Annotated in this window: 14 protein-coding genes; 8 read left to right on the forward strand and 6 right to left on the reverse strand. The window is 43.5% G+C overall.

The window, feature by feature from the left end:
- The first annotated feature begins 271 nt into the window (after window positions 1–271).
- Together DWW85_RS09040 and DWW85_RS09045 are read left to right on the forward strand one after the other, a co-directional pair.
- Window positions 272–1,807, forward strand: a complete 1,536-nt coding sequence (locus DWW85_RS09040; RefSeq protein ID WP_117808411.1) for a sodium/proline symporter — start codon at window positions 272–274, stop codon at window positions 1,805–1,807.
- Between the two features lie 389 nt (window positions 1,808–2,196).
- A complete protein-coding gene (locus DWW85_RS09045; RefSeq protein ID WP_117808412.1) occupies window positions 2,197–2,733 on the forward strand; it encodes a hypothetical protein in 537 nt (178 codons plus the stop codon).
- A 3-nt stretch (window positions 2,734–2,736) separates the two neighbouring features.
- Here the strand turns inward: DWW85_RS09045 and DWW85_RS09050 are convergent, their stop codons facing one another.
- Genes DWW85_RS09050 through DWW85_RS09065 form a run of 4 tightly spaced genes read right to left on the reverse strand, consistent with a single transcriptional unit; the run spans window position 2,737 to window position 7,708 of the window.
- Window positions 2,737–4,131 carry a nucleobase:cation symporter-2 family protein gene (locus tag DWW85_RS09050; protein WP_117808413.1) on the reverse strand — a complete coding sequence of 465 codons (1,395 nt, stop codon included), beginning with the start codon at window positions 4,129–4,131 and terminating at the stop codon, window positions 2,737–2,739.
- A 19-nt stretch (window positions 4,132–4,150) separates the two neighbouring features.
- Window positions 4,151–6,451: a molybdopterin cofactor-binding domain-containing protein gene (locus DWW85_RS09055; protein WP_117808414.1), complete on the reverse strand. Its 2,301-nt coding sequence runs from the start codon at window positions 6,449–6,451 to the stop codon at window positions 4,151–4,153.
- Window positions 6,432–6,917 carry a 2Fe-2S iron-sulfur cluster-binding protein gene (locus DWW85_RS09060; protein WP_117808415.1) on the reverse strand — a complete coding sequence of 162 codons (486 nt, stop codon included), beginning with the start codon at window positions 6,915–6,917 and terminating at the stop codon, window positions 6,432–6,434. The genes DWW85_RS09055 and DWW85_RS09060 overlap by 20 nt, the downstream gene beginning before the upstream one ends.
- The gene (locus DWW85_RS09065) at window positions 6,908–7,708 is read right to left on the reverse strand and encodes an FAD binding domain-containing protein (RefSeq protein ID WP_117808416.1); all 801 of its coding nucleotides are present in this window, start codon (window positions 7,706–7,708) and stop codon (window positions 6,908–6,910) included. The genes DWW85_RS09060 and DWW85_RS09065 overlap by 10 nt, the downstream gene beginning before the upstream one ends.
- A gap of 130 nt (window positions 7,709–7,838) precedes the next feature.
- On the opposite strand from DWW85_RS09065, the gene DWW85_RS09070 reads away from it, so the two are divergent.
- The 6 genes from DWW85_RS09070 to DWW85_RS09095 all read left to right on the forward strand — a co-directional run bounded on the left by DWW85_RS09070 (window position 7,839) and on the right by DWW85_RS09095 (window position 13,469).
- On the forward strand, window positions 7,839–8,936 hold the full coding sequence (locus tag DWW85_RS09070; RefSeq protein ID WP_117808417.1) for an ABC transporter substrate-binding protein: 1,098 nt from the start codon (window positions 7,839–7,841) through the stop codon (window positions 8,934–8,936).
- Window positions 8,920–9,897 carry an iron ABC transporter permease gene (locus tag DWW85_RS09075; RefSeq protein ID WP_117808491.1) on the forward strand — a complete coding sequence of 326 codons (978 nt, stop codon included), beginning with the start codon at window positions 8,920–8,922 and terminating at the stop codon, window positions 9,895–9,897. Before DWW85_RS09070 ends, DWW85_RS09075 begins: the two co-directional genes overlap by 17 nt.
- Window positions 9,894–10,691, forward strand: coding sequence for an ABC transporter ATP-binding protein (locus DWW85_RS09080; RefSeq protein ID WP_117808418.1), 798 nt, complete (start codon window positions 9,894–9,896; stop codon window positions 10,689–10,691). Before DWW85_RS09075 ends, DWW85_RS09080 begins: the two co-directional genes overlap by 4 nt.
- Complete coding sequence (locus DWW85_RS09085) at window positions 10,688–11,023, forward strand: LysR family transcriptional regulator (RefSeq protein ID WP_008401492.1); 336 nt, start codon at window positions 10,688–10,690, stop codon at window positions 11,021–11,023. Before DWW85_RS09080 ends, DWW85_RS09085 begins: the two co-directional genes overlap by 4 nt.
- Window positions 10,956–12,053 carry an NTP transferase domain-containing protein gene (locus DWW85_RS09090; protein WP_242996136.1) on the forward strand — a complete coding sequence of 366 codons (1,098 nt, stop codon included), beginning with the start codon at window positions 10,956–10,958 and terminating at the stop codon, window positions 12,051–12,053. Before DWW85_RS09085 ends, DWW85_RS09090 begins: the two co-directional genes overlap by 68 nt.
- Before the next feature lie 72 nt (window positions 12,054–12,125).
- Window positions 12,126–13,469 (forward strand): MATE family efflux transporter, encoded by a 1,344-nt coding sequence (locus DWW85_RS09095; protein ID WP_117808420.1) that lies wholly within the window; start codon window positions 12,126–12,128, stop codon window positions 13,467–13,469.
- Window positions 13,470–13,634: 165 nt separating this feature from the next.
- Here DWW85_RS09095 and DWW85_RS09100 read toward each other — a convergent pair whose 3' ends face one another.
- Together DWW85_RS09100 and DWW85_RS09105 are read right to left on the reverse strand one after the other, a co-directional pair.
- Complete coding sequence (locus tag DWW85_RS09100) at window positions 13,635–15,011, reverse strand: sodium-dependent transporter (protein WP_117808421.1); 1,377 nt, start codon at window positions 15,009–15,011, stop codon at window positions 13,635–13,637.
- 105 nt (window positions 15,012–15,116) lie between these two features.
- Window positions 15,117–16,205, reverse strand: a complete 1,089-nt coding sequence (locus tag DWW85_RS09105; RefSeq protein WP_181986545.1) for a SpoIVB peptidase S55 domain-containing protein — start codon at window positions 16,203–16,205, stop codon at window positions 15,117–15,119.
- Window positions 16,206–16,245: the final 40 nt, after the last annotated feature.

Here is a 16,245-nt window from a genome sequence, read left to right on the forward strand (position 1 = left end):
AGAAAAGACGCCAATCGAACGTATCTCGTTCAACTGACGTCTTTGTCTGAAGACATACTAGCAGACCTGATTTATTTTTTCAAGTATTTTTTACAAATCCTTTACCATTCTTTAGCCAGGACATAATTTTACCTGTTTTTCTAAAGCAGATCGTATTTGTTTGACTTTTTTCTCATATTACGCTATGATTTTTTAGTTATGTATTCTATTACGAAATTTAACGATTTTGTCCATGTTATGCATACGCAATAAAAAATTGGAGGATATTTAAATGTTTATGACAACTAACTTTTTCATCATGCTTGCAATCGTTGTCTACCTGGCGATCATGCTTGTGATCGGCTTTGTTTACAGCAAGCGTAACAACAGTACAGAAGATTTCTATCTTGGCGGCCGTAAGATGGGACCTCTCGTAACAGCCATGAGTGCTGAAGCAAGTGATATGTCAAGCTGGCTCCTGATGGGACTTCCGGGCGTTGCATATCTGTCCGGTATCTGCGATGCCGCATGGACTGCCATCGGTCTTGCCGTTGGTACATGGTTGAACTGGTTCTTCGTGTCCAGAAAACTCAGACGTTATTCAAATAATATCGGCGCGATCACTGTGCCTGATTTCTTTGCAAAACGATTCCATGATAAGAATAATGTTATCACAGCACTTTCCGCTCTCGTTATCATTATCTTCTTCATCCCTTACACAGCATCCGGTTTTGCTGCCTGTGGTAAGCTGTTCAACAGCTTATTCGGTATCAATTATCAGGTTGCCATGATGTTGTCCGCCCTGTTGATTGTTGGTTACACTATCACCGGTGGGTTCAATGCCGTATGTGTTACAGACCTTGTTCAGAGTATCGTTATGACCGGTGCACTTGCGATCGTTCTGATCTATGGAATCTCAAGAGCAGGTGGTTGGACAGCCGTTATGGACAACGCAGCCGCCCTTCCGGGTTATCTGTCTCTGACATCTACCTTTGATGTTGCCTCCGGTTCTGAAGTCAAATATAACTTTTTGACAATTTTCTCAACCGCAGCATGGGGACTCGGTTACTTTGGTATGCCTCATATCCTTGTCCGTTTCATGGCAATCGAGGATGAGAAAAAACTGGTACTTTCCCGCCGTATTGCCTCTGTATGGGTCGTGATCGCTATGACCGCAGGTCTTCTGATCGGTATTGTCGGTCTTGGTATGACCAAAGCAGGCGCACTTGAAACTCTGACCGGTTCAAACAGTGAAACTATTATCGTTCGTATCGCAGGTATCATCAGCCAGCATAATGCATTAACTGCTCTTATCGCAGGTATCATCCTTGCCGGTATCCTTGCCGCTACGATGTCTACCGCAGACAGTCAGATGCTTGCTGCTGCATCCGGTGTTTCACAGAATATAGTACATGATTTCTTAAAGATCAAGATTTCCGAGAAGACAAATCTTCTGATCGCACGTTTAACAATCGTTGGTATTGCGATCGTAAGTATCTTCCTTGCAAGAAATCCTGACTCCAGTGTATTCAAGATCGTTTCCTTCGCATGGGCAGGCTTCGGCGGTGCATTTGGTGCTGTTGTGCTTTGTTCTTTATTCTGGAAACGTTGTAATCTTGCAGGTGCGATCGCCGGTATCACATCCGGTGGTGCTACCGTATTTATCTGGAAATATCTGGTTCGTCCACTTGGAGGAATTCTCGATATCTACGAACTGCTTCCTGCATTTATCGTATCCCTGATCTTCATCATTGTGGTCAGCCTGCTTACAAAGGCTCCTGATGAAGAAATCATCCGGGAGTTTGAAGCAGCCGGCAAGAAGGCGTAAACACGGAATATTTTTCGGAGCAATTATATTTTACCTAATTATGGCTCTGTTATAGTTCACATATTATTGCGCAAGGCGCTCTCGCTCTACCCTCATGTAGCGGTTCTAAGCTCACTGCTTACAGCAGTTCACTAAGTACCGACATTCGGGCAGGCTTGCTTCATAATAGTGAATCTATAACAGAGCCATAATTTTTATCTATATTAACTTTGCTCCAAAAAATATTTTTATATAATGAGAATGATTTGTAATATTTTACTATCAATTCTCTTCTTAATTATCTCCGATTATCTTTTAACGCTTTCTTTCCACACATAAATAAGTTGATTTTACCTGCTTTTGTTATATAATCAGTAAGAAATAACTATTTTCGACAGGATGATTTTTATATGGCTGATTATATTACAACTTATACCGGGGATCATTTTGATCCGACTCTGCCGAAGGCAGAACATCTTCATATCGAGGACATCGCACACGCATTATCACTAATTTGTCGTGGAAATGGTCATGTGAAGACCTTCTTTTCCGTCGGCAGTCATTGTATCAACTGTGCAAAGGAAGCGGCTGCCCGTGGGTATTCCAACCGACTGGTGCTTGCCTGTCTGCTTCACGATGCAAGCGAAGCCTACCTGTCAGATGTTCCAAGACCTTTTAAAAAACATCTTCCCGCATACAAGAAACTGGAACAAAATCTGTTAGATGTGATCTATACAAAATATCTGGGGTCTCCTCTGACAGAGGAAGAAGAACGCAGGATCAAATGTATCGACGACGACATGCTCTATTTCGATCTTCTCACTCTGCTAAATGAGCCCTCGGACAGACCGGAGCCTGAGCTTCACATCAACCTTTCTTATGAGGTCCGTTCGTTTGAGGATGTCGAACAGGAATATCTGCAGTTGTTTCATATGCTGTATAAATAGTATTTATTTTTCCTCTTTCGGCAAAATGATATTTAAAAGAATTGCTACCATTGCTGCCGGTACAATTCCAGATCCGCCAAACACCAACTGTACCACCTCCGGTGTATGTACCAGAATTCCGGGATTAGCTCCCATTCCATATCCAACGCCCAGTGCTACTGATACAATGGAAAGATTTCTGGCATTCAACGGATTCTTCGTGATCAACTGAATACCACTGATTACAATTGACGAAAACATCATGACTGCTGCGCCACCAAGTACAGACTGTGGCATGATTGATACCAACGCAGCAAGCTTTGGACACAAGCCGCAAAGGACAAGGAAAATGGCTCCGGTTGCAAGAGCAAACCGGTTTACAACCTTTGTCATGGCTACCAATCCAACATTCTGACTGAATGATGTGTTTGGCAGGACACCAAATATTGCTGCAAATGAAGAACCCAGTCCGTCACACATAACACCGCCTGCAAGTTCTTTATCTGTTGCTTCTCTGTCCAATCCGCCTTCCATAACACCTGATATATCTCCAACCGTCTCAACTGCAGTTACAATGAACATAATAAGAACCGGAAGAATCGCACGCAGATCGAAAACGGGTTTTACAGGCAAAAGCTTTGGAACCGCAAACCAGGAGGCTTCCGCAACTTTATCCCAGTTCAACACCCATGCCTTTGTATATTCTACACCATCTGCCGTCACTCCGGTTTTCGGCAAAACAAAGCCCATGATCATTGCTGCAATGTATCCGAAAATAATGCCAAATAAAATAGATGAAGAACTCAAAAAGCCTTTTGTCGCATGTTTGAAAAACAAGATCGCAATAAGCACAAACAACGCAAGTAACAGATTCTCAATGGAGCCAAAATCTTCTGCTTTATTTCCTCCACCAAAAGAATTGATACCTACCGAAATCAGGCTTAATCCGATCGACATTACCACGGTACCGGTTACAACCGATGGAAAGAACTTACGAAGGGGCTTTAAGAAAAAGCCAAGCACTGTTTCAAAAAGACCACCTATAATAGATGCTCCCATGATCGCACCATATGCCAGTATACCACCACCCATGGTTGCTGCTACACTGTTAAAGACACCTATAAATCCGGAAGACGTTCCCATTATGATCGGTACCCGGCCTCCTACCGGGCCAATTCCAAACAACTGTACCAGGGTCACAATTCCTGCGATCAGCATCGCATTCTGAAGCAAAGAAAGCTGTAGATCTGCGAACTCACCGCCTGCCAGACCACATGCTCCTGTGATGATCAGAAGTGGAGTCAGGTTTCCTACAAACATTGCCAAAACATGCTGTAATCCTAACGGAATCGCCTGCGAAAGCGGCATCTTTCCATCCAGCTGAAATGCTGTCTCAGACAGCTTAAACATTTTTTTCATTTGTGAATTCTCCTCATCTTTATTCTTTTTCATCCAACATGGACATCAGTATCTTTTCCGGAGTGATCGGAAGTTCTCTGTGCCATACACCTGTTGCACGGTAGATTGCATGTGCAATTGCAGGTGCAGGTGTATTGATCACTATCTCTCCTATAGACTTGGCTCCAAATGGGCCTGTCGGTTCATAACTGTGTTCAAATTCTACCTGAAGATGTCCCATATCAAGGCGGGTTGGAATCTTATACTGCATGAAACTGGATTCAATCGGGCATCCTCTTTCATTGTAGGTGACATTCTCAAACAGTGTATGCCCGATTCCCTGTACGATGCCGCCTTCTGCCTGAATACGTGCCAATGCCGGGTTGATAGGAATTCCACAATCAACAACAGCTACATAATCCAGAATTTTTACCTCTCCTGTATATCGGTCTAACTCAATCTCAACCATGCCGACCATATAAGGCGGAGGCGATACAGGTGAAGAATGGGAAACCGTTGCTACTGCTGCGATATCATTTGCAATCTGGTCTTTTACACTAATCTCGGCAAGTGACACACTTTGATCTGTATTGACCCGACATGCCCTTCCATTTTCAAAGATCATTTCCTCCGGACTGCAGGAAAGCATACCGGCTGCTATCTCACAAAGCTTTTTTTTCAGTTTCTCACAGGCAAGTTCTACGGCCTTACCCGTAACATATGTTGTAGATGATGCATACGAACCGGAATCATATGGTGATGCATCTGTATCTGCCCCAAATACAGCTACATCATCCACGGAACAATCCATACATTCTGCCACCATCTGAGCCAGGATCGTGTCACATCCGGTTCCCATATCTGCAGCACCGATGATCAGATTAAATGTTCCGTCATCGGCCAGCTTTACCGTTGCCGATCCGACATCCAGATTGGAGATACAGGAACCTTGCATCGCCATAGCTACTCCGGCTGTTCTGACCTTTCCATCTCCTATCTCACGAACAGGATATTTCTCGTCCCAATGAAAGAGTTCTTTGCATTTTGCCATACATTTATCAAGTGCGCAGGCATTTGCTGTCTCTCCATAATATGCCGGCATCTTCATTCCTTCACGGATCATGTTGTTTTCACGGATTACAGTCGGATCAATTCCAAGTTTTTCTGCAAGCTCATTTACAGCACTTTCCAGTGCAAATATACCCTGTGTCGCACCATATCCCCGGTAGGCACCGGCTGCCATCGTATTAGTATATACTACATCATAATTAAAGCGGTATGCTTCAAGCCCACCTGTATAAAGAGGAATCGATTTATGTCCGCTCAGACCAACTGTTGTAGGTCCGTGTTCTCCATATGCTCCTGTATTTGAAAGTGTGTACAGATCCAGTCCGCGGATATGTCCGTCCCGGTCTGCTCCCAAGCGTACACGAACTTCCATCTCATGCCGCGGAGAACCGGCAATCTGACTCTCTTCTCTTGTGAATATAAGTTTGGCGGGTTGTCCGGTCTTCAGTGTGACAAACGCCGGATATACTTCACTGACTGCTGTTTGTTTTGCTCCAAACCCCCCACCGATTCTTGGTTTCTCAACACGTATCCTGCTCTTTGGAATGCCCAGTGCCCGGGAAAGGATACGACGCACATGAAATACAATCTGTGTAGATGAGATCACATGAAGCCTTCCATATCGATCAAAACAGGTATAAGTGCGGAAGGTTTCCATCATTGCCTGGTTAAACGCCCGCATATGATATGTATGTTCAAACACCTCATCACAATCCGCGATTACGGCATCCACATCACCATCTCCGTTTTTTTCACTTGCAACCAGATTCCGTCCGGGATCTCCTCCAACTTCCATAGGTGGAAACCAGTCCTCCTCCGGGTGTACAAGGACAGCACTATCCTTTGCCTGATGAAAATCAAGAACCGGTTCGAGGATATCATATTTCACTTTTATCAGCTTCATTGCTTTTAAAGCAGCTTTCTCATCCGTAGCCGCAATAATAGCAACAACATCCCCTACAAAACGTACATGCCGGTCTATGATCAGCCGATCATAGGGAGATGGTTCCGGATATGTCTGTCCTGCGATCGCAAACCTCTGCTTTGGAACATCCTTCCATGTATAAACATCTACAACTCCCGGAACTTTTTTCGCTATTGCTACGTTGATATCTTCTACAATAGCATTGGCATATGGGCTTCTTAAAAGCTTTACCGTCAAAGCATCTGATGATGTAATATCATCAACATAAACCGGTTTTCCCAAAAGGAGCTGCATTGCATCTTTTTTACGAACCGAATGATTGACTGAATTATACTTCTTTTCTTCCATGAATGCCCTCCTTTGATCTCTTATGTTCCAGATAATTTCGAATTCCCCGCAACTGACCTTCATATCCGGAACATCTGCAAAGATTTCCTGCCAGATAAGCACGGATCTCATCATCTGTAGGATCCGGATTCTCTCGCAATAATGCAATCGTGTTCATGACAAATCCGGGATTGCAAAATCCGCACTGATCAGCTCCCTGATCTGCAATAAATCCGACAAATTCAGAAGCTTCCTCCTGAAGTCCCTCTAATGTCTGTACCTCATGACCATCTGCCCTTGCTGCCGGCACTGAACAGGAAAGCACAGGAATGCTGTCCAAAAAGACTGTACACAATCCGCAATTTGCAGTTTCACAGCCTCGCTTTACACTGTAGCAGCCATGCTTTCTCAGAAAATCGATCAGAAGCAGATCCGGTTCAATAGAATCCACCAGTTTTTTTCCATTTACAATTACTGTTATCTCCATTTCTGCTCCTCTCTCAATTTATTCAATAATCTCTGACTTAATACACGAACCAATCTGGAACGATACTTTGCTCCGGCTCGATGATTACTTCCTGTCGGAATATGTTTCTCTGCCCACATAGCAAAGGCCTCTATAGAGTCTTCTGTCAGTCCCCCTGACAGAAGCCCTTCTTCATCCAGAAGAAGCATCGCTCGTCCCGGTCTTGCTCCCACTGATAAACGATATTCTCCACCTACAACAGAAGCCGCACATGCGATCACCGGAAAATCAGTACTCTGATTTCTTACCGATGCATAAGAGAAGCACCCGGATGTCTTCTTTATGATCAGGCGAACCAGAATATCCTGATCCGGCTTCTGCCTCGCAAATTCTCTAAGTGGTATTCTCCCACCCTGATATAATTCCACATATGTATCCATGGCAAGAAATACCGTCAGCACATCAGAGAAACCAAAACGTCCCCAGATACTTCCACCTACCGTTGCCAAGTTACGAAACTGTACACCGACAATATCTTTTACAGCATCTCTGACAGAATTTTGTGTATAATTATTTAAGCCTCTATGCAATTCAAGCTGTCGCAGAGATACCATTGAACCGATAATGATCTCACTCTCCGTCTCCTCGATCTGATCCAGTTTCAGATCACACAGATCAATTGCTGTCAATATCGTCCGGTCCTGCATCTTTGTCCATAGCATTCCACCGATTATACAGCTGCCTTTTTTTTGATTTAACTGATAAGCCTCTTCCAGACTTTTAACACGTATATAATTCTGAATTGTTACCATAAAAAGCTCCTTTAAATGTTGCCTTAGCCGCACTATATCAAAATATATTATAGTAAAAATACTTGTTTTTGAAAAGATGCTTTGCTACAATACCGTTGTATTATTCGAAATATAACGAAAAGGAGTTATTATGAAAAACACACTAAAAAAATACTTATCCTTATTATTAATCTGTTCCCTGCTTTTATCTCTGGCAGGCTGTAATACTTCATCAAAGCCTGCAGACACAGGGACAACCGCTTCATCAGAAGCAACCTCAGAATTATCATCAGAAGCTTCTTCAGATGATGTGTCTACAGAAGCTGCCGAAAAAGAAACCTCTTATCCGATCACAGTTACGGATCAGGCAGACCGCACCGTTACCATTGAAAAAGAGCCAACTAAGATTGTAAGCGGATATTACATTCCTTCCAGTCTTCTGATCGCACTTGGATTATCGGACAAGGTGGTAGGCATTGAGGCAAAGGCAGACAAAAGACCAATCTACAAACTGGCTGCTCCGGAGCTTCTGGAACTTCCAAATGTCGGAACAGCAAAGGAATTCGATCTGGAAACCTGTGCTTCTCTTTCACCGGATCTTGTGATTTTACCGTTAAAGCTAAAAGATGCCGCAAAGAGTCTGACAGAGCTTGGTATTCCTGTGTTACTGGTAAATCCAGAAAGTCCGGATCAGTTATCCGATATGATCAGTCTTATTGCCACAGCTACAAATACCCAGGATAAAGCAGACCAACTGCTTGACTTCATTAATCAGGAAAAAGAAATGCTTACTACTTCTCTTGCAACCGCAGACGACACTCCGAATATTTACCTTGCAGGTAATTCTTCTCTCCTGTCAACTGCCGGTCCAGCTATGTACCAATCAGGTATTATCGAACTTGCAGGCGGTAAAAATGTAGCATCTGATATCTCTGATACCTATTGGGCCGAGATTAGCTATGAACAGCTTCTCTCCTGGAATCCTGATTATATTATTCTTGCTTCCGATGCAGAATATACAGTAGACGATGTATTAAGCGATCCGAACCTGAAAGACTGCACAGCAGTAAAAAATAACCACGTTTATGCCATTCCGGGAGATATCGAAGCACTGGATAGTCCTGTACCTGCTAGTATTCTGGCTTCCATCTGGCTTGCCGGAATCCTGCATCCTGATCAGGTTTCAACTGATACTTATACGAAAGAGATGAATTCTTTCTATGAAACATTCTATGGAATCAAAAAATAAAGTAAATTTATATCTTATTGCCGGAAGCGTAGGTCTGATTCTTCTGACAGCAGCTTCCCTGTTTATCGGAAAATACAGGATCACCCTGACCGGTCTGATAGCCGGAGACTCCATGCAATGGCGAGTATTTCTTACGCTCCGCGCCAGCCGCGCTGTTATCGGTGCTATCGGAGGATTTGTCCTTGGCATGGCAGGTTTTGTCTATCAGACCGTTTTTCGGAATCCTCTGGCCTCCCCTGATATCATTGGCGTATCTTCGGGAGCCAGTGCCGGTGCAGCATTTGGAATTCTGTTCTTATCCGGTTCTATGGCGATCACAGTCTCTGCTTTTGCAGGGGCTGTTTGTTCTGTTATCCTTGCACTGGTATTATCTTCCTTAACCGCAGACCGGGATGGTCACAGCATTGTACTTGCCGGAATCGCTGTTCACAGTCTCGCACAGACGGCACTGGTTTGTCTGAAATTAATCGCAGATCCGGAAAAACAACTGGCATCGATTGAATATTGGATCATGGGAAGTCTAAATGGAATCAGCATCTACTCCATAAAAGGAAATATTATCCTATGTCTTTTCTGTTCAGTCATTCTATTCTTATTATATCGACAGATCATCCTTCTCTCTTTAGATGATAATGAGGGAAAAATGCTCGGTGTAAATGTACAGCAGATTCGTCTGATTGTTTTGTTGATTGCGACACTGGCTGTTTCCGGTGTGATCAGTATGACCGGACTGATCAGCTTCGTATCTCTTCTGGCACCACACGGAGCACGTTTATTACTAAAAAACAACCGGCTATCCACCATGCTGCTAAGCGGACTGATCGGTGGATGTCTGCTAACCATGGGAGATATATTTGCTCGTAGTATAGCATCCACAGAACTGCCTGTAAGTATCTTTACAAGTCTTTTAGGAGTCCCATTCTTAATCTATCTATGTATAAGGAGAAGTGATCGGATATGAAATTACTGACTGTAAACAATCTGTCTGCCGGATATAATGGAACAAACATTATCAAAAATATCAGTTTTTCCGTCGACTCCGGTCAGATTATTGGTATACTGGGGGCAAACGGTTGCGGAAAAACCACCTTGATCAAGTCTCTGGCAAATCTGCTTCCCCATACGGGGAACTGTCAAATTGATACAATTACCGTAGAATCAGTTTCCCCAAAGGAACTGGCAAGGCTTTGTGGATATATACCACAAAATAACAGTATCTCTTTAGATCTCACGCTTTTTGATGTAGTTATGATGGGGTTCAACCCTGAACTGAAACTGTTGCAGACTCCAACCCGGCAAATGAAAGAAACAGCTATACAGGCACTTATCGATGTTGGTCTTGGCAACCGGATGTATGATAATTTTCAAAGTCTGAGTGCCGGTCAGAAACAGTTATGTATATTAGCACGTACATTTGCAGGCAAACGAAAACTTCTTCTTTTGGATGAACCGGAAAGTGCCTTAGATTTTCGACTACGTTATCAGGCAATGGAGCTTTTACAGGATTATATCCAACAAAATCATGCTTCTGCCCTGATCACACTACATGATTCAGCTCTGGCGCTAAATTATTGTGATTCACTTCTGATCCTGTCAGACGGCAGATTGATCGGTACGATCATTCCATCCGAAACATCAATTTCCGATATGGAACAGCTTCTTTCCAAAATATATGGTACAATCAGTCTGTCAAAGCTTAACGATCGTCTTGGAAATAGCAGGCTTGTTATGATGAAGGAGGCTGAAACATCTTGAAAGCAATAACAAAAATTTACTTTGTAAATGATAATAACGAAAAATTTTTTGGAGCCGGACCATGCCAACTGCTTCATATGATCGAAGAAACCGGCTCTCTCCGTTCTGCATCAATCTCTATGGGACTTGCCTATACAAAGGCACTCCGTATGATCAATAAGGCAGAAAAAGAACTAGGATTTTCTCTGACAAAACGTAGCACCGGCGGCAGATCCGGTGGTGGAAGTACTCTGACTCCAGAGGGAAAGGAATGGCTGAAAAAATATGAAACCTACCGGAATGCCTGTAACGAGGCCAACAGCAAACTCTATATGGAGATCTTTTCAGACTAGTGGAAAAAAACATCTGGTTCTGACAGGAGCATCCGGAAGTGGAAAAACAACACTTCTGGCATCTCTCTTTTCCTCCCCGATGCCCGGTGTTACCTCCTGGGTAGTACCGGAAAAAGGAGTCTACCTGAAAAACAACTGGTCAAAAGAAATAATCCAGATTGGACGTTATCATCCGGATCCAACCCATAAGAGAAATCAGATGCTTGCTATTCCCGAATGCTTTGATGAAAAAGGAACCGCATTCTTACATTCCTGTCTGCATGCAACTTCCGAATGGATCACGATTGATGAAATCGGCTTTCTGGAAAGTAATTCCTGCAAATACCGGCAAGCTATACGAACCTTAATGAAGCACAAACAGCTTCTCATGGTCGTGCGAAAACAAAAGCTTCCGTTTCTGGAGGAACTGCGTAACCATAAGGATGTTTTCCTTGTGGATCTCGATCAACCATATGGAAATGCAGGCTGTATCATCATGGCATCCGGTCAGGGTACCCGCTTTGGTGGAAATAAGCTGCTTGCTGATTTCAATGGACAACCATTGATCGATTTCTCTCTTAACATTATTAAGAATCTGTTTACAACATCTGTCGTGGTAACCATTCACAAGGAAATTCAGAGCCTATGTATAAAACAAAATATTCCGGTACTGCTTCATACCTTTCCGCATCGAAACGATATGATTCGCCTCGGTCTGGAAACCATTGGTGATCATATCGATCGCTGCGTCTTTCTCCCCGCCGACCAGCCTTTGCTTCAAAAAGAATCCATGATCTCGCTGCTTCTTTGTGCGGAAAATGACAGAAACTCAATCTGGCGAACCTGTTATGGCGATATAGTCGGTTCTCCTGTTATCTTTCCGGCTGAATTTTTTGAGGAACTTCAGAATCTTCCTTTAAGAAAAGGCGGCAGTCTGGTAATAAATAATCATCCTGATCGTATCCGTACCTTTTCTGTTTCAGATATAAACGAACTAAGGGATATTGATACACCTGATGATTTATCCCAATTACTCCACGGGAACCTTTAATCATTCTTGACATTTTATTTTATCGTTCTATAATTCATCATGTCATAAAAAAAGAAATGAGGACGAATAAAAATGAACAAGGATCTGACCGTAGGGAAACCGGAATCTGTGCTGTGGCGTTTCTGTCTGCCACTCTTTGGAAGTGTGATCTTCCAGCAGCTCTATAACATTGCCGACAGTCTGGTTGCCGGAAAATTTATCAATGAAAGTGCTCTTGCCGCTGTTGGCAATAGTTACGAGATCACATTGATCTTTATCGCATTTGCATTTGGATGTAATATGGGATGCTCGGTTATCGTATCCAGATTATTTGGAGCAAAAGAATATCGGAATATGAAGACGGCTGTATCGACCACTTTTATCTTTACGGCTGTTTTACTGGCTGTTATGGTGATCGCCGGTCTGCTCACCAGCCGGGAACTGCTTGCTCTGATCCACACTCCGGACGATATCATGGATGCTTCCCTGCTGTATCTGAACATCTATATCTATGGTCTTCCATTTATGTTCTTTTACAACATTGCAACCGGAATTTTCTCCGCTCTCGGTGATTCCAGAACTCCATTCATCTTCCTTGCAATATCATCCGTTTCCAATATATTTGTCGATATCTTATTTGTAAAATCCTTTCAGATGGGAATCGCAGGTGTTGCCTGGGCAACCTTCCTCTGTCAGGGTGTCAGTGCCGTTCTGGCTGTAGCTGTTGTGATTCGCCGTCTTATCGGTATCAAGACAGAAGGCCGTTTCCGGTTCTTTGATGGCAGCATCTTAAAACAGATCTTGGTCGTTGCTATCCCAAGCACCCTACAGCAGAGCTTTATATCCATCGGAAATATTATCATCCAGAGTGTTATCAACGACTTCGGAACCAGCGTTATCGCCGGATATTCTGCAGCTGTCAAGCTGAACAATCTGGTCATTACCTCTCTCACCACACTGGGAAACGGTATCTCAAACTATACCGCCCAGAATATCGGTGCGGGTAAAATTGACCGTATCCGTTCCGGCTTCAAGGCTTCCTTAAAGCTGGTCTGGCTGTTATGTATTCCGTTTGCGTTGTTGTACTTCACCTGCGGAAGATGGCTGTTGCTGCTCTTTCTTGATAACCCGACTGCAACTGCGATCAAGACAGGTATCATTTTCCTGTGTATCCTTGCACCATTTTATTTCGTCGTATCCGTCAAATTAATGGCAGACGGAATCCTGCGTGGCGCAGGTATCATGAACAAATTCATGATCTCCACCTTTACCGATCTGATCCTTCGAGTAGTCTTATCCATCATCTTTTCAAAGATGTTCGGTTCTGTCGGTATCTGGTGCTCCTGGCCGGTCGGCTGGTGCTGCGGAACTGCAGTCTCCGTCCTCTTTTACCGCGGTGAACAAAAGCGGAATTTTAAAAATGCGTTTGAAGCATAATACTGTTATGATTTCTTCCAAGGACTTCAATCCGGTCAAGGTCAGCCCTTCTTCGACTGATATCGCAAACCAGTTTCCACCATAAACATACAAAGAAAAAATCTCCTTCTGCCGGAAATAAATGCCATAAACCACACATCCATTTCTAACATAAGGAGATTGAAGCTACATCGAGATCCAGCCAAGTGCATTTGCAACCGAGCTTGCAAGAATGATCAGGGCGAAGACCGGACATATGTATTTGATCATCACAACAAAGATCTTCTTTCTGCGAAATGCACCTTCGCCATGACGAATCTCTTCTTCTATCTTATCGATTCCCACAACTCTTGAAACCAGTAAGCAGGTCATAAGTGCTGCGATCGGCATCATAACCGAATTCGTCAGGAAATCAAACAGATCTAAGAACTGCATACCGATGATCTTTACACAGGCGAGCGGTCCATATCCAAGTGATGACAGACTTCCAAGGATCAGCATGATCACACCTACATAAACAGTTGCTTTCTTTCTGCTCCAACCGATCTCATCCTCAAATGTGGATACTGCACTCTCAGTCAGTGCGATTGAGCTGGTTACTGCTGCAAATAAAACCAACAGGAAGAACAGAATACCGACTATTGTTCCAAGTCCCATATTCTGAAATACCTTAGGGATCGTTATAAACATCAATGAAGGACCTGCCTGTAAGGTGTCAGGATTACCGCCTGAAAATGCGAATACCGCAGGAATGATCATAAGTCCTGCCATGATTGCAATTGCCGTATCAAACACCTCAACATTCCTTGTAGCATCCTCGATCGCCGTATCCTTTTTCATATAAGAACCAAATGTGATCAGAATACCCATTGCGATCGACAGGGAATAAAACATCTGCCCCATCGCCGCTACCACAGTCATCCATGAGAAATTATCAAAATTCGGAACAAGAAAATACCTCACGCCCTTTAATGCCCCCGGTCTTGTCACTGAATATACAGCAATAAGGATCGATAACACGATCAGTACCGGCATCATGATCTTTGATACACGCTCAATACCATTCTGAACACCTGCAAAGATGATCCCCAGCGTAAACAGACAAAATACGATGAAACAAAGCTCTGTCGAAACGCCATTCGAGATAAAGTCTGTAAAATATCCATCCTTTGCCAGATTCTTTCCATTTCCTTTGACATATTCCACCAGATATTTGATAACCCAACCACCAATCACCGAATAATACGGTACGATCAGCACCGGTATGATCGCATTGATCCAGCCGCCAAAGGACAACCATTTCTTCTTGCCAAATGACCGAAACGCTCCGACCGGACTCTTTCTTGTCATACGACCGATCGCAGACTCAGCAACAATCATCGTATATCCAAATGTGAGTGCCAGCAGAATATAGATCAGAAGAAAGATTCCTCCTCCGTACTTTGCCGCCAGATACGGGAACCGCCATATATTTCCAAGACCGACCGACGCTCCTGCCGCCGACAGCACATATCCTATCTTCCCCGAAAATGAACTTCTGTTGTTATTGTTTTGTGTATCCATCGTACTCTATCTTCTGCTCCATGTACCCTGAAGCAAAATATCCCTTCTCTTTTTTCTTTTAACAGTGTACAGCTTCGATTCTAACATGAATAATCAATTAAGTCACTACTTTATCATATTTTCAATAAATACAGCATACCCTTCCGTAGGATCATCCACAAGCACATGTGTAACCGCACCGATCAGCTTGCCATTCTGTACGATCGGGCTTCCGCTCATGCCCTGACAGACACCGCCGGTAAGTGCGATCAGATCCTCGTCCTCTACCTTAAATTCCATATTTTTATTGGCAGTATCGGTATGAACCGCCAGAATGTTGATCTTGTATTTTTTCAGATTCCCATCCAATCTGGAATAAATATATGCCTCTCCGGTCTGAACTTCATCAGGATCTGCGATATACATGGCTTCTGCAGCTTTGTAATGCTTCGCCACATATTCTTCATCGAGATATCCGCCGATTCCGTTATCATAATTACCTTCTACAATTCCGATCAGATCCTTCTTGTAAAGGATCGTTCCCTGAAGCTGCCCCGGCATCGACACAAAGGATCGGTTAATCTTCGTTATATGTGTAGTATAGATACCCCCACCGGTGCTGCTGATCTTAAGCCCGGTATCATTATCCGATACGCTGTGTCCAAGTGCCATAAACTGATTGCCACATAGGAAGGTCACTGTTCCGATACCCGATATGTCATCCTTCACCCACAGTCCTAACATATAAGCATTCTTATTTGTTTTCACAGGTGTAACCTCTGCTACCTGTGACTTTCCGTCCCGCAGAAATGTAAGTCTCATAGTTCCGGTATTATTCCCGGATAAAGCCTGCATCAGTTCCTTTTTTGTTGATATGGCTGTTTCATTTACAGCTGTGATGTAATCTCCTGTCTGAAGCAGGCCGTTACAGGGAGAGCAAATCTCTCCCTGTGCAGTTTCCACCTCGTCACAATCTACGACCATAACGCCATCTGTTTTCAGATAGATCCCGACCGGTTCGCCGGACGGTATCACTTTCTGTCCGGACAGATCATCGAATACAAGCTCCGCATCTTCATACTTGATCTCCTGATCTCCGATATCTCCGTTCCAGAAATAAGCGACTGCCAGCAGTGTAAATGCGATCAGATCCAAAATCAAAAATCCGATCAGCAGCGAACGGTAACGGTTCGACGTCTTTGTTTCTTCTTCCATCCCAATACTCCTTTCTGTAAATGCTGCATAGACCATAAGA

This window comes from Clostridium sp. AF17-21AC, assembly GCF_003461365.1.
Lineage (GTDB): Bacteria > Bacillota > Clostridia > Lachnospirales > Lachnospiraceae > Coprococcus > Coprococcus ammoniilyticus.

Coding starts and splice junctions, on each gene's coding strand:
- DWW85_RS09040 (WP_117808411.1), top strand. CDS start 272: ATGTTTATGACAACTAACTTTTTCATCATGCTTGCAATCGTTGTCTAC.
- DWW85_RS09045 (WP_117808412.1), top strand. CDS start 2,197: ATGGCTGATTATATTACAACTTATACCGGGGATCATTTTGATCCGACT.
- DWW85_RS09050 (WP_117808413.1), bottom strand. CDS start 4,131: ATGAAAAAAATGTTTAAGCTGTCTGAGACAGCATTTCAGCTGGATGGA.
- DWW85_RS09055 (WP_117808414.1), bottom strand. CDS start 6,451: ATGGAAGAAAAGAAGTATAATTCAGTCAATCATTCGGTTCGTAAAAAA.
- DWW85_RS09060 (WP_117808415.1), bottom strand. CDS start 6,917: ATGGAGATAACAGTAATTGTAAATGGAAAAAAACTGGTGGATTCTATT.
- DWW85_RS09065 (WP_117808416.1), bottom strand. CDS start 7,708: ATGGTAACAATTCAGAATTATATACGTGTTAAAAGTCTGGAAGAGGCT.
- DWW85_RS09070 (WP_117808417.1), top strand. CDS start 7,839: ATGAAAAACACACTAAAAAAATACTTATCCTTATTATTAATCTGTTCC.
- DWW85_RS09075 (WP_117808491.1), top strand. CDS start 8,920: ATGGAATCAAAAAATAAAGTAAATTTATATCTTATTGCCGGAAGCGTA.
- DWW85_RS09080 (WP_117808418.1), top strand. CDS start 9,894: ATGAAATTACTGACTGTAAACAATCTGTCTGCCGGATATAATGGAACA.
- DWW85_RS09090 (WP_242996136.1), top strand. CDS start 10,956: ATGAAACCTACCGGAATGCCTGTAACGAGGCCAACAGCAAACTCTATA.
- DWW85_RS09095 (WP_117808420.1), top strand. CDS start 12,126: ATGAACAAGGATCTGACCGTAGGGAAACCGGAATCTGTGCTGTGGCGT.
- DWW85_RS09100 (WP_117808421.1), bottom strand. CDS start 15,011: ATGGATACACAAAACAATAACAACAGAAGTTCATTTTCGGGGAAGATA.
- DWW85_RS09105 (WP_181986545.1), bottom strand. CDS start 16,205: ATGGAAGAAGAAACAAAGACGTCGAACCGTTACCGTTCGCTGCTGATC.